This is a genomic window from Ammoniphilus sp. CFH 90114 (assembly GCF_004123195.1).
Classification (GTDB): Bacteria; Bacillota; Bacilli; order Aneurinibacillales; family RAOX-1; genus YIM-78166.
The window spans coordinates 628,506-642,447 of record NZ_SDLI01000001.1 but is presented as its reverse complement, the minus strand read 5'-3'; the positions used below and the strand labels follow the sequence as shown (position 1 = coordinate 642,447).

The 13,942-nt window shown below is 41.4% G+C and carries 14 protein-coding genes; 5 read left to right on the top strand and 9 right to left on the bottom strand.

Going from position 1 to position 13,942, the window contains the following annotated elements:
* Positions 1-6 precede the first annotated feature (6 nt).
* The 5 genes from EIZ39_RS03355 to EIZ39_RS03335 all read right to left on the bottom strand — a co-directional run bounded on the left by EIZ39_RS03355 (position 7) and on the right by EIZ39_RS03335 (position 6,919).
* Entirely contained in the window at positions 7-3,141 is a 3,135-nt protein-coding gene (locus EIZ39_RS03355; RefSeq protein WP_129197401.1) for an efflux RND transporter permease subunit, read from the bottom strand.
* A 21-nt stretch (positions 3,142-3,162) separates the two neighbouring features.
* A complete protein-coding gene (locus EIZ39_RS03350; protein ID WP_240675677.1) occupies positions 3,163-3,591 on the bottom strand; it encodes a MarR family winged helix-turn-helix transcriptional regulator in 429 nt (142 codons plus the stop codon).
* A gap of 315 nt (positions 3,592-3,906) precedes the next feature.
* Positions 3,907-4,209 (bottom strand): HesB/IscA family protein, encoded by a 303-nt coding sequence (locus EIZ39_RS03345; RefSeq protein WP_129197933.1) that lies wholly within the window; start codon positions 4,207-4,209, stop codon positions 3,907-3,909.
* A 93-nt stretch (positions 4,210-4,302) separates the two neighbouring features.
* Complete coding sequence (locus tag EIZ39_RS03340) at positions 4,303-6,222, bottom strand: heavy metal translocating P-type ATPase (protein ID WP_129197399.1); 1,920 nt, start codon at positions 6,220-6,222, stop codon at positions 4,303-4,305.
* Positions 6,223-6,679: 457 nt separating this feature from the next.
* Entirely contained in the window at positions 6,680-6,919 is a 240-nt protein-coding gene (locus tag EIZ39_RS03335; RefSeq protein ID WP_129197397.1) for a hypothetical protein, read from the bottom strand.
* Between the two features lie 187 nt (positions 6,920-7,106).
* On the opposite strand from EIZ39_RS03335, the gene EIZ39_RS03330 reads away from it, so the two are divergent.
* From EIZ39_RS03330 to EIZ39_RS03310, 5 genes are all read left to right on the top strand, one after another.
* Positions 7,107-7,823: a hypothetical protein gene (locus EIZ39_RS03330; RefSeq protein ID WP_129197395.1), complete on the top strand. Its 717-nt coding sequence runs from the start codon at positions 7,107-7,109 to the stop codon at positions 7,821-7,823.
* A 123-nt stretch (positions 7,824-7,946) separates the two neighbouring features.
* The gene (locus EIZ39_RS03325; RefSeq protein WP_129197393.1) at positions 7,947-8,336 is read left to right on the top strand and encodes a potassium channel family protein; all 390 of its coding nucleotides are present in this window, start codon (positions 7,947-7,949) and stop codon (positions 8,334-8,336) included.
* 42 nt (positions 8,337-8,378) lie between these two features.
* Positions 8,379-8,606 (top strand): hypothetical protein, encoded by a 228-nt coding sequence (locus EIZ39_RS03320; protein WP_129197391.1) that lies wholly within the window; start codon positions 8,379-8,381, stop codon positions 8,604-8,606.
* 97 nt (positions 8,607-8,703) lie between these two features.
* The gene (locus tag EIZ39_RS03315) at positions 8,704-9,006 is read left to right on the top strand and encodes a hypothetical protein (RefSeq protein ID WP_129197389.1); all 303 of its coding nucleotides are present in this window, start codon (positions 8,704-8,706) and stop codon (positions 9,004-9,006) included.
* A gap of 71 nt (positions 9,007-9,077) precedes the next feature.
* The gene (locus EIZ39_RS03310; RefSeq protein ID WP_129197387.1) at positions 9,078-9,398 is read left to right on the top strand and encodes a DUF3846 domain-containing protein; all 321 of its coding nucleotides are present in this window, start codon (positions 9,078-9,080) and stop codon (positions 9,396-9,398) included.
* A gap of 21 nt (positions 9,399-9,419) precedes the next feature.
* Here the strand turns inward: EIZ39_RS03310 and EIZ39_RS03305 are convergent, their stop codons facing one another.
* The 4 genes from EIZ39_RS03305 to EIZ39_RS03290 form a co-directional block, all read right to left on the bottom strand.
* Positions 9,420-9,989, bottom strand: coding sequence for an HNH endonuclease (locus EIZ39_RS03305; RefSeq protein ID WP_129197385.1), 570 nt, complete (start codon positions 9,987-9,989; stop codon positions 9,420-9,422).
* A 26-nt stretch (positions 9,990-10,015) separates the two neighbouring features.
* Positions 10,016-10,948 carry an MBL fold metallo-hydrolase gene (locus EIZ39_RS03300; protein WP_129197383.1) on the bottom strand — a complete coding sequence of 311 codons (933 nt, stop codon included), beginning with the start codon at positions 10,946-10,948 and terminating at the stop codon, positions 10,016-10,018.
* 84 nt (positions 10,949-11,032) lie between these two features.
* Positions 11,033-12,952, bottom strand: coding sequence for a vWA domain-containing protein (locus tag EIZ39_RS03295; RefSeq protein ID WP_129197381.1), 1,920 nt, complete (start codon positions 12,950-12,952; stop codon positions 11,033-11,035).
* Between the two features lie 18 nt (positions 12,953-12,970).
* Complete coding sequence (locus EIZ39_RS03290) at positions 12,971-13,849, bottom strand: ATP-binding protein (RefSeq protein WP_483296008.1); 879 nt, start codon at positions 13,847-13,849, stop codon at positions 12,971-12,973.
* Positions 13,850-13,942: the final 93 nt, after the last annotated feature.

Below are 13,942 nucleotides of genomic sequence, written 5' to 3'. Positions count from 1 at the left end.
CCTCAATTACAACTGTACGTTCTGTTCTACTGAATCAGCTTTTTTCTTTCTATTCTTCCGATTACGCCATTTGAGTCCAATATCATCAAACCACGTATAGACCACAGGGATGAGAATCAAAGTAATTAAGGTAGAGAAACTCAGACCAAATGCTACAACAATCGCCATGGGTGCCTGACCTTCATTCCCAGAACCCCCTCCAAAGGCCAAAGGCAGAATAGCTAGAATGGTAGATAAAGTGGTCATAAGAATGGGGCGCAAACGTACAGGCCCGGCCTCAAGCACTGCTTGATCCCTTTCCATACCTTGTTGCCTTAATTGATTAATATAGTCAATTAGAACGATAGCATTGTTTACTACGATACCGATTAGAAGTATATAACCAATAATTGCCATTACACTTAGTGAATGACCCGTCACAGCAAGACCAACTACCACACCAATGAACGTAGGCGGAATTGAAAACATGATAATAAATGGACTAAACAGAGATTCAAACTGAGCTGCCATAACCATATAAACAAACACAATAGCTAACAGCATAGCGAGCCCGAGCTTCATAAAAGAATCTGTCATTTGCTGATTCTGCCCACCGTACTGCAGTTGATAGCCTTCCGGCAGGTTAAGACGGTTTAGCTTTTCCTCAACGTCTCTGGTTATAGAACCCAAATCACGTCCAGCAATATCTGCCGTAATCTGGACCTCACGCGTCTGGTTCGCTCTCCTGATCGTTTGAGGAACATCCTCTTTCACAATTGAAGCTACAGAGGATAACGCTACGGACGCTCCTTGCGGAGTCGTAATTCGCAACCTTTCTAAATAGGTTACATCCTGTTTAAATTCTGCTGGCAACTTTAACTTCACGTCAATTTCGTCATCCCCTGTACGATACTGAGTGACCTTCTGACCATCAAAGGCCGTTCGAACGGAATTTAACACTTGGCCCGTTGTCAGCCCATATTGGCTAAGTCTCTTGGGATCAACCACGATTTGAAATTCTTGCCCCGTAGAATCTAATGAAGTCTTCACATTGAAGGTTCCTTCCACCTGTTCTACTTCAGCAACAATAATGTCTGCAATATCTTTTAAAACTTCAAGATTGTCTCCGCGCAGGTTAAGTTGCAGAGGAGAACCTGTCATCCCTCCACCCTCCTGAGCTTCTGTTACATTAATTTCTGCATCAGGAATAAAGTTAAGTTTCTCTCGAAGCTCCATCATCACTTGCTCTGTAGAACGAGTTCGCTCTTGAAGGTCAACAAGCATAACATCTAGCTGAGCTCTGTTAGATACTCCTGTAGAGAGAGCAGCTGGGCCACCAGATGAACCAATCGAGGTATACACTTTATCTAATTCTGGTATATCTTTCACTACAGCTTCTACTTGCGATACGACATCAGCCGTCTGTTCTAGTACGGTACCATTTGGCATTTTAATACTAACACTCAGTTGTCCTTGGTCCATTTTGGGAATAAACTCCATTCCAACCATAGGCATAAGACCAACTGCGCCTACAAATAGTGCAACCGTCCAAGCAAATACGGTTTTTCTCTTTTTAAGCGCCCACGATAACAGGTTACCATACGTCTTAGACAGCTTCTCAAACCCAATGTTAAACCAGATAACTGGGTTTCTTCCTTTATAGGTTCCTGAATGGTAGATGGATTCATCTGGAACGGTCTTAATCCATCGAGAGCTTAACATCGGTACAAGCATGATAGAAACGACTAATGCCGCGATGTGTGAGAAGATGACCGTTAAGGCCAGCGGACCAAAGAGCTCAGCAGCTATTCCATCCACAAAAATAATCGGAACAAAAACAACGATTTGGGCTAGGGCAGATGCCATAACGGCATTCCCTACCTGTTTCGAACCTTCTTTCGCAGCCTCTAACATCCCTTTCCCTTGTTGACGCAAACGGAAGATGTTCTCGAGTATGACGACGGCAAAGTCAACTAAGGATCCTAATCCGAGCAACAATCCACTTAAAGAGATAAGGTTAATCGTTTGCCCAGAGAAATACATCATCGAGAATGTGGCCACGATAGAAATCGGAATTACAATGGATACAACTAAGGTTGATCTAGCGCTATTCAAGAATAGATACAATACCAATATAGCGAAGAGACCTCCCAATACAGCATGTTCCGCTACTGTGTTAATAGAGTCCTTAATATATTTTGATGTGTCTACGATCACGGTTAACTTAAGATCATCTGGGAGGTCTGTCCCCAGTTTCTCAATCTCCTTGTGAACCATCTCAGCTACTTGTACGGTGTTCCCGCCTGATGCCTTCGTAATTGATAATCCGAGGCTTGGTTCTCCATTTAAGTACGTTAACTGCGTAATATCGGCTAATTTATCCGTAACCACCGCGACATCTTTTAACGGGATACTGCCTCCCGGCATAGAAAGAGGAGTTTCGGCAATGCTCTCAATGTCTTTAAATTCCCCTTGCACACGAATACTCAGTTTTTCGTCCCCCAGCTTAACGGAACCTGCGGAACCGGAAAGGTTAGACGAGGCAAGAGATTGTCGGATTTGATCTACTGTGATGCCATATGTCTCTAACTTTAACGGATCAAGCATGACTTCAACCAAGCGGTCTTGTCCACCGATCACCCCAACAGAAGCAACTCCATCAATACGCTCTAGTCTAGGCTTAATCATATTATCCGCTACGGATTTTAGATTCGCTGTATCCTCACTTCCTGTCAACGCCAGAGTGACGACAGGCTGAGCGTTCGGGTCAAAACGAAGAATTTGTGGTGTATTAGCTGAGTCAGGCAGCATACCACGGATTAAATCTACCTTATCTCTCATATCTAAGGTAGCTTGGTCTAAGTCTGTCCCCCAATTAAATTGAACGATAACCTGCGAAGCTCCTCCAACAGAATTAGATGAGATCTGATCTATATTCGATACAGAAGCGAGTGCTTCCTCAATCGGTTTCGTAACTAGCTTTTCGACTTCTGCTGGTGTACCTCCATCAACACTCGTGACTACTACAGCAACAGGAAGATTCAACTCCGGATAAAGGTCTACCGCCATCTTTGGAAATGAAACAAAACCAAATATTAGCATAGCCACGATGATCATCCATACCGTGACAGGGCGGCGTAGCGATAACTCAGAAAGATTCATTACTACTCACATCCTTTCCTATTAGACATTCAACTTCACGTGTTCTTCAAGATAGTTTTGCAAGATGGACAAGGAATCAACGATCCGATCCTCTTCCTCCTTTGTCATACCCTTAAAGATTTCTTGAAAAAAATCTGGACTCATAAAAGGATCTGTACTATGAAAGGCTAAGCACTTTTCCGTCATTCGAACAAAGACAACGCGTTTATCAGAGACGTCTCGAAAACGTTCGACCAACTCTTGTCGTTCTAACCGGTCTATGATGCCCGAGACTGTACTATAGGAGAGATCTACAGCTTTACTAATATCGCCTATTGTTTTAGCTCGATCTTTTATCGTATCTAGAACAATAGCCTGTGGAATCGTAATATGTCGTTTCTTGAGCTCATAGGCCACAATTCCCATGAAAGTCTGATTGAGACTCATGAGCCGTTTGGCTAAATGTTCCAAAGGTTATACCCCCAATCTTTCGTCAAACAAAATTTTTCTATCACGAAATATTTACACCACGAAATATATCATACTGTTGAATATATTTCGCGTCAAGAAATAAATCCTGACCTGTTAGGGGCTTAAGAGTATACTAAGATATGGTAGGCGCACAGCGGCAGGGGGAAATCGCGCAGTCCTGTCAGGATGCCAGCCTTATTCGGACAGCTCCAGGGGTTTAACGCGAGCTCCTGTCAGAAAATTAAAGAAGGGCTACTCTCAACCTAGCAGTTGAGAGTAGCCCTTCTTTTAAAACTTTGTTTTTGGTCAGCCCCTTTAATGGTCACCATGATTTCCTTTACTTGGGTTGGTAATCACAAAGCCCTCTTGAGGAATGTATAAGTAATCGATCTTTACACCATCTAACATATCTTGCGTCTTATCAAGCAGTACATCAATCTCTTTATCTGTCTTTACAATTACGTCATTTTCCGTCGGTTCATCCATACCTATACCATAATGGGCATGGTCCCCATGAGCATGAGTAACGGCGACACGGAGCATTTTCCCTTCTGTATCCTCTTTAGCCATAATTTCTTTTATTTTTTTTGCTGCGTTTCTGGTAATCTTACACTTCATATGATATTCCCTCTTTTCTCCATAGACGTTCTGTATCATTATAAGAAAAACTCCTGTCGAAGTAAAATCAAAGCAGCTGTAAGACTTACACCATTACATTTTTAGTAGACGGAGTCCGTTGAGTATAACCAAAATCGTGCTGCCCTCATGTCCTATGACACCCAGTGGTAGAGCTAACTCATAGGCAAAGTTAGAAATGATAAGCAGTAAAATAACAGATAAAGAGAACACGATATTTTGCTTAATCACGCTTTTTGCTCGCTTGCCTAGTCGGATAGCGGAAGGAATTTTTTCAAGATCGTCATTCATAAGAACTAGATCCGCGGTTTCTAATGCCACATCGCTGCCCGTCGTCCCCATTGCAATTCCTACTGTGGCAGTCGCCAAGGCAGGAGCATCATTCACTCCATCCCCAAGCATAGCTACTTTTCCGTATTTTTCCTTTAATTTTCTTACCATTTCCACCTTTTGTTCAGGCAATAATTCAGCGTAAAAATCATCCACCCCTGACTGTTCAGCAATAACTTGCGCTGTACCTTCTCGATCTCCTGTCAACATGATAACTTTTATGCCTTGTTTCTGTAACTGCTTTACAGCTGCCAATGCATCCGGTCTAATGATATCTTGAATCCCCATAATGCCAGCTAAGCCTTTTGTATTTTGGATAAAAACTACCGTCTTCCCCTCACTTTCCAACCTTGATGCGAGTTCCTTTCCCTCTGCAGTTACTACAGAAGGTTCCATAAACCCACTTTTTCCAATCTTCCAATACTCTCCACTAAATAGAGCTTGAATTCCAAAACCGGTTACAGCTTCTATTTCCTTAGGGCGATCTAGAGAGAGTTGAAGCTCCTTGGCTTTTTCTACTACCGCTTTACTTAATGGATGTTCAGAGAGACTTTCAATTGAACCAACAGCATAAAACAAGTCTTCCTGGCTCATCTGCTGGAAAGTAAAGACATCGGTCACCTTAGGACGGCCATAGGTAAGAGTTCCTGTCTTATCCACCGCTACCACTTTCACTTCTGACAAATTTTCTAAGTGTGCCCCCCCTTTAAACAATATCCCGTGCCTTGCCGCATTAGAGATCGAGGAAAGAACGACAGGCATAATTGATGCTACAAGCGCACAAGGAGATGCTACTACGAGAAACACCATCGCCCGATATAGGGAATCTTCAAAGCTCCAAGAAAGGAAATAAGAAGGGACTAAAATAAGAACTAGGGTTACCCCAATAATCACCTTTGCATAGATCCGCTCAAAATTCTCCATAAAAGTTTGGGAAACAGGCTTTTCACTTTGAGCTTCTTGCACGAGTTGAATAATCTTAGAAAAAAGGGTTGATTCACTCCGACAAGTTACTTCAACGATAAGGGCTCCGTTCTCGTTTAGCGTACCGGCATAAACCTCATCGTTTAGTCCTTTTTCAACGGGTATGGATTCGCCAGTAATGGACGCTTGATTAACCGATGAACGTCCCTCGATAATCTTCCCATCAGATGGAATCCGTTCTCCCGGCTTCACTACCATGAGGTCGCCCACTTGGAGTTGTTCAATCTTAACAACGCATTCTTTACCATCCTTGAGCATTGTGGCTGTTTCTGGCTTTAGATCCATAAGAGAAGCAATATCCTTATAGCTTCTTGCCATAGTATAACTCTCTAAAACTCCACTTAAAGAAAAAATAAAGATGAGGATAGCCCCTTCTAACCAATAACCGATCCCTGCTGCTCCCATTGCAGCGAGTAGCATCAGTAGGTTAACATCGAGCTCTCTTTCTTTGAGAAGCGTGTACAGCCCCTCTTTCGCTTTTACAAATCCACCTACAATATAAGCACAAAGATAAATATAGGGTGACACTTCACTATAATTGAAGTGGTCAAAAAACCATGCAATCATGGTTAATATCCCGCACACCATAGCGGCCAAACCTTCTCCATGCTGAAGTAAAAATGATGTACTTATTCTCGAGTTCGTACGGGGCGAGGAAACAGCCGGTTTTAGATCACTCATACTCGATCCCTCCTGATAATGAATTTCATTTTTTTCCTCCTAAAAAGCACCGATGCTGCTGTCAATTTGACAGCAGCATCCCTAGTTAAGAATGATTATTATTATTTTGTGTATGTCTAATATTGTTGCCTAAAGGAAACTTTATATTACCATTATATGCTAGACCTCAGCTGTTTGTAAACTAGAAATTGACAGAAAGGTTAAAGCCCATTATAATAAGATAAAATAAAAATGATAATTATTATTAATTGAAGGTGGTAACCATGAATATCGAGTTACTTGAAATCGGCTTGCTGTCCTGTCTCATTGTCGCTCTTCCATTTCTCATGCGAAGCTTCCATAACACCTTAAAATAAGAAGCCGGGTCCCCTACGTACATAGGAGCACCGGCTTTTTTACTCTTCTTTCGCTTCAAAAAAATTGGGAGCTGCAGCAAAACCTGCGCTCCCAACTCTATTTATTTAATCATCTCTAATGGACAAGATGACTCGAATTTATATTTAGTATGGCAAGAAGGACACTTGGCATAGATCTCAAGGTCTGCTTTCCTCCCCTGATCCACTGTAAAGAATGTACTTGCTATAACTACTTCAACTTGACCTTCTTGATTTGGTTCCTTCGAAATAGCTGCAGACCAGGTAAACTTCCCTTTGCATATGAGACAAGTATGAGCCCCTTCAATTGTATTAACTGCCATAAAAACGCTCCTTTCACCTATCAGACTCTACATATTTCGACAATAATCGCATATCTCCTCCTAAAGGCTTAATATTTCACAATTTCGCCATAAGAAGGCTTAAAGTTGAACAGCTTGACTCTTAAGACAGGGTTTGTCATCATAAGATAAAGCTACTGTTTCAATCCATAAATATTGGGGGAAGCTCATGGAAGCACTACGCTGGGAAATACCAGGAAAAACAACGTATCCTCTTGAACAGAATGGTTTAACTTATCAGGTTGCTTTTGAAGGTAATACAGTACAAGTCTATGAAGATGGGCAACTCCTTATTGAAGAAGACCTAAGTGAAGAAGTGCTAAACCACCACCGAAACCCCTCCGTTCCACTTGAGAACCAGCTGTTATCTTGGGCACAGATGGTACTGAATCAGTTTATCCAGCCTTGCGGGCAATGTAGACAGGTGAGGCTATCCTTTCCTCTTGAACTAACTACCCTTGCTCATCTTGCAGGTTTTTACGAATCTCAAGGGATTCATTCTATTTGCCCATCTTGTACCATAGCAAAAGAACGTGAACTCGAAGAACAAGGTAAGACTATGAAGGAGTCATTCCTTAGAGGTGAATTGCAAATCCTCGGTGGGACGGAAGAAGAAATTCAAAGAATCCTGAATTCGGCAGCCTCTCTGTCCATCCGCCATTATATCCAATCACTTGGCAAGACTTGGAGAACAGGGATGTTGAAGTTCTCTGATCATCGCTTTTATCTTGTGGCCATGAAAGTAGGAGAGGAACAGCTGGACACCTTCCTTCTTCTTGCACGCGATTCTCACGGGAAACTTGCCTCTCTTCCACCCGAAACAGGTCTGCCTGCACTAGGGTTTCAAGAAGGCGATGAGCTTGAGCTTTTAGCTTTTGAAAAATAAACCAAAAAAGACAAGACTTGAGGTCCCTCTCCCTCATTCTTGTCTTTTTTTTCATTCTGAAGCCACCCAACACATAGAATGTAGTAATGCTTTTCTTCCGCATGGTGAAAGGAGCTTTCTAATATGCATCGGAGTAGGGTCCTTCTATATCAGATTATTTCTCTCTTTCTTTTCTACCTTAATATAATTTTAAGCTTTGCCCTCATTTATACAACAATGGATATTACCCAGATTGGTCCCATTGTAGATCACTATGCTTCTTCCACTCACCAAGAACCATGGTTGGATCGTTTCACCCGTTCATTTTACTTCAGCGCCATTACTCTGCTTTCAGTAGGTTATGGTGATGTTACCCCTATGGGATGGTCTAAAGCAATTGCTGTTATCCAAGCCTTAATTGGATACATCCTCCCAGCAGCTCTTGTCATAAAATATATAATTTTCCCATCAGATTCGATAAAAAGATGGCTTCAAGAAAAAGAACAATCCAAAAATACTCACCTACCTTCTTAAATTTCCAATTATGGGCAGAATAATTGAGGTGAGGTGATTAAAATGACACGTTATGTAGGTCAATTTCGCATGTCAAAAAGTGATAATTTGCTTTATTACTATGAGGATGGCCCTTATAAAGACGTCCTTGCCCATTTAAAGGAACTTACGCAGAGTGAGCCTAAATATATTCGTTCAGCTCGAGCATGGACTGTCCCTTTACCCAAATTAAGCAAGAAGTTGTTTGTAGAACAGCTTGCAGAAAAAGAATGGTCGTTCGAGATGCTTTAGCGGACAAGTCTTAAATTGGACTTGTCCATTTTTCATTTCATATTCTCCCCCTCCCAGGAGATAATAACGATACTTTATTGGGAAAGGGAGAATCCTTGTGACAGATAATACCTTTGTAAGTCAATACCTTATGTCTGTAGGCCTGGATCTAGATGACAATCATCAACTCAAGCAAGTTCATGATGAATATGACGTCTACGTCAATGAAGATTATGTAGGAAAAAAAATACTCCTTACACAAAATGATACCCTACAAGACATTGATCATTTTCTAAAACAAAACGGTTTTGGAGAATTTACGGCTGATTTAACTGGCGATCATTACCGAATCATGCCGACTAACATGGCGGAATCAAATGAAATGAAGGAACAGTTAAGCATCTATTTACAGATCCGTTAATTTCACTTCCCCTCTCGCTTTCACCCTTTTTCTTATGTACAATAAAAATGACTAAAAGAGGGGGATGAGAGATGATTACAATTGTCTTAAAACAACCGGAGCAGCCGCCGACCATTTATCATATCAACGCGATTGAAGAATTAGAAGAAAAGCTGGAGGGCGAGTTCGAAGTCGCCTTCGATGACCAACTAGAAGGAATTAGCATTCTTGTCAATGAAGAAGTACGTGGCTTGAAGCCACACAACTTTACCATTGAAACTGATGGTTCACATGACTGGGTGTATGGTACAGCTATATTTACTCGTATAGAGGAGGGAAGCCTCCAATCTCTTACAGAAGAGCAGATCAACACCATTAAAGAATATTTCTCGAAAACTCGAGAATACAAGTAACCCAGAGGAATCCCCTCTGGGTTATTTATACGTATAGTCAAAAAGAGTAGGACTCTTCTCGTATTTTTCTTCGTCACTGTCTTCATAATAGGGCATGTGATCTTCATAAGCAGCCTTGGCGATGGAAACGGCATCGTCAAAGTGATCGAACAAGCCTAGATTCTTCATCTTTCCGTTTAAAGAAATCTGTACCCGCCATTGTCCGGTTTTCTTATACCAAGAAACCCCTCTAACTCCACTTGTATTATTTCTGTGTATTTTTCTATTTTGCATGTTTTCACCGGGAGAAACAATTCTTAAATTCTCCCTTTTATTATTAAGAGAGTTCCGATCAATATGGTCAACAACCATTCCTTCTGGACAATCCATAATAAAACGATGGAGTAAGATGGTCTTGTTGACTCCGCCTCGTCGGTCTTTTCCATGGATATAGTATCGCCTTCCAGAATCATCAAAACCTGCGAACCAGGTACCTGGAAAGGATTGGACCTTCTCTAAGTCGTTCGTATCAATCCAAACTTGCAGGTAATATACCTTGTATCGAACAAAGATGATCGTACCTGTCCCACATATCTCATAATCATTCTTCATAGGGGCTAGAACACTCCTCTCCTTGCTCAGGCGCTGCTTATCTTTAATATCTCTCCAAGTTTAAGAATCGCTAATTGATTCTTTTCTAGTCCTCTGCGTTTCCATTCCGTCTGCAAACGGACCATGGCTTCCCAAGGCGTATCGTCCGCCAAACGAAATGTGCTGTAATGCATGGGGATGAAGGTCGTTCCCTTCAGATCAAGAAAAGCTTGAACAGCTTCTTCAGGAGATACATGCTGCATCCCCATAAACCATTCCGGCTCATAGGCTCCAATTGGCATCAAACAGAAATCCACATCAAATCGCTTCCCAATTTCTCTAAAGCCAGGAAAATATCCACTATCCCCTGCAAAATAAATCGTTTCTTTCTTGCTTAAGTCCTTTATTACCCATCCGCCCCAATGAGACGCATTCGTATCCCAAGGGGTCCGTTTAGACCAATGCTGAGCAGGAACAAACGAGATCTCAATATTATTTATTTTCTTTGTATCCCACCAGGTAAACTCTTCTACTCGATTGAATCCTTTATATAAGAATTTCACCCCGAGCCCCTCTGGAACTAAGAAGGAAGGGTTCCCTCGCAATCCTCGAATAGACTTAAAGTGAAGATGATCATAATGGCTGTGGGAGATTAGAACAAGATCAATCTCTGGCATCTCCGATAATCCTATCCCCGGCGGAGTAAGCCGTCCGGCCATCGCCATACGGTTCGCCCAAACAGGGTCTGTTACGATATTCATTCCACCCATCTGAACCAAAAAAGTGGCATGACCAATCCATACCATCGTATTATCTGTTCGATTGGCTTGTAAATAATCAATATTCGGCTGTGGCTCATTAGGAATGACAAAGGAATAATCCTTACTTACCGATCTTCTGGATTTTTGCCACCGAACAAAGTGATCCCATGTCCGTTTATTTGGTGTTTCATCCATGTTTGAGAAGCGTTTACGACGCATCGTGACGAATAAGTCCCTCCCTTGCTCTTTCTTTTCTATTATAGTCCAATCGTAAGGATTGTCGATACGCCGGTACCTTATCTTTTAGATACTCTTTAGAAGTAATTTTTTTAAGATGGGGGCAAATTGTTCAGGTAATTCCTCAACTGTTGGCACCATGATATATTCTTTATCATAAATATTTTGCATAGTTTTCTCTTCTTCTTCAGAAATCTCTCCGTTAGATAAAAACATGCCTAGAACTTCTATGCCTTGCCTACGGGTTTGTATCACGGCTTCTTTTGTATCGATGATTCCGTTTTGGTCGTACTTGGCAGCAGCAGGTTCTCCGTCTGAAAAGATAAGCAAGAATTTATTTTTCTCTCTCCTTCTTTTCAATTCCTGTGCAGCCACTCGGATACTAAAACCGTCTCGATTATCCTCTTGAGGTTCTAGTTGCATGATTTCTGCTCCGCTTCTATTATAAATGGATTGGTGAAAATCTTTAATCAAATGATAATAATTCGGCTGATATCCTTCCTTAACTCGGTTGGCGTCTTCCCAGAATCCTGCAATGGTATGAGGAATATTCAACTTCTTTAATACTTCATGGAATAAGGTAATACCCCGTTTCGTTTCTTCCATCTTGTTATGCATGGAGGCAGAACAATCGACTAATAAGGTAAAGACGGCATCGATTTCTTTTGACTGATGGTCTTTTTTATAGAAGACCTTAGGAAAATCATCTAGAACGATAGGAAGGAGGTTTTTGGATAAACGCCCATAAGCTAATCCTTGTCTTGGTTGACTTCGCTTATGCTCAAGTGTATTTTCAATGGTCTTCGATAACTTTCGAATATACGTCTCAACATCGAAGAGATACGCTTGATACAATTGTTCATCGTCTATACTCGGTGTTGTGGCCTCTTTCAAGATAAGCACAGCATCTCTATTCTCTTCCCCGTAAGAGGCCCTTCCCCCCATTGCAGGATTATCTATCTTATTTAATTCCGCCTCCATCTGGTTATAGTTTTTCTTGTCGCTAGCTCTTGTTTTCCCTTGGACTGTCCCCATCGCTTGGTCTCCATCTTCCGTCCCTCTTATCGCATTTCCTAGCATTTCCGTTTGAGTTCCACTTTCCAAATCAAACTGTAAAAAAGCTCGAGACTGCTCGCCTTCCTTAGTTTCTCCATGCCATTTTGGCATTTTCTCCTGCTTCGCTTCTTCTGAATCTCTGTGATGATCATCTTGATTATTGTTTTTCAGCTTACTCTGGCGCTTCAAGTCATCAAAGGAGATGCCTTCCTCTTTAAGCTGAGATTGAAGGAAAGGGAGAATAAAATACTCATTCAAACTATCCTTGTTGGTCAGATCAGATAAACTTGCAACAATGCGTTCAGCAATTCGGGACACCTCCTGAGTCCTTCTTGATTCAAAGGATTCATATAGGGTAGGCTTAATGCCCTCCAGCTCCATCTGCTGTCGGTTGCTTATATCTGCAAAATATGGATCCGGCGAATCGGCCTGAAGAGTTAGATAAATAAGGCAAAACATCGCATCTAAGTGGTATCCACGACTAAGGTTTACCGTTAATTGACTTTCAAAGTACTTCTGGTATTCTTTCTTACGAATCTGAAACCATTTTGAGGTACCGGGTCTTTTCTTTTTACAGATTTCTTCTAGGCGCATATCTTCTAAAAGCGTAAATACCTGAATGGCAAATTTATTTAACCGGTACTCTTCTATTTGTCTTACATATCGATACACTTCTCTTGCATCTGTATATTTTACAGTCCCTATTGCTCGGAGATAAATATCTGTTTTATACCCCGCTTCTCTCTCCAACGGCAGAAGGTTATCCCAGAAGTGGCTTGCTGTCATCACTTTATTTTCTAAATCAAGATAATGGCCGTAATCAAATTTAAACTTTAATTCTGGAAATCCTGTCAGCACACCGGCCAAATCCTGCAGCTGCATAAACAACCCTGTATCTACTTTTTTATTATTAAAAACAATATATTTCATTTTTTCGTCACCCTTTGTTTAAAACAAGGTTTCGGCAAGGTTCTGAATAAACTCTCTTTCTTTTTCCTCTTCCATCTTGTCGGCAATGGCTCTCTTTACTGCACGAAGTGGTGGAATAACTGTACTCAAATCACAAGCGTCTAAAAGGGCTCGAATGGAAGCTGCTTCTTCTGATACCTTCCCTTGACTAGCCGCAAGGATTAAATCCTCCGATAATTGAACATATAAACGAATAATGGACTCATCTTTAAGCAAGCTGTTTGTACGAATGAGAGTTCTTAACTCCTCACCTCTAAGATAAGGAACATCAATTACGATAAAACGGTTCATGAGTGCCTCGTTCAGTGGTACGGTTCCAATGTAACCCTCATTGATCGCGGCAATAACTCCGAATCCGCTCTTCGCTTTTACTACATCGCCCGTATACGGATTAGTAATCATCCTGCGGTAATCCAACACGCCATTAATGAGGGGAAGGGTCTCAGGCTTTGCCATATTTACTTCATCAATATATAAGAAATGACCGTGCTCCATAGCCTTTATCACAGGACCTGGAGAAAATTCAATCACTTGCCGGTTCTCTTTATAATCAATATACCTCCCACCTACTAAGCTTTCTGCATCTAAATCAACTGAACAATTGACCATATGCAAAGGCTTTTTAAAAAGATAAGACAAGGTCTCTGCAAATTTTGTTTTACCTGCACCAGTCGGTCCTTTTAAGAGAATATTTTTTCCCATGGCAAGGGCAGTCACCGCATCCTCTAACAGATCGGCATCCGGCGGAACATAGCCACCTGCCCCTATTAAATAGTCATGATCCGAAGGATTCTGACTATCTATCTGATCTAATAGTTCTTTAACTGTATGTGACAACCGATCACGAATCGTATCCAAAATCATATCACTCCCAAGTCAAACGATTAACAATAAGACTGAAGTGTCTATTATACCCTAGTCTTCTTCTTAATTAGTATTACCTAATGCTTT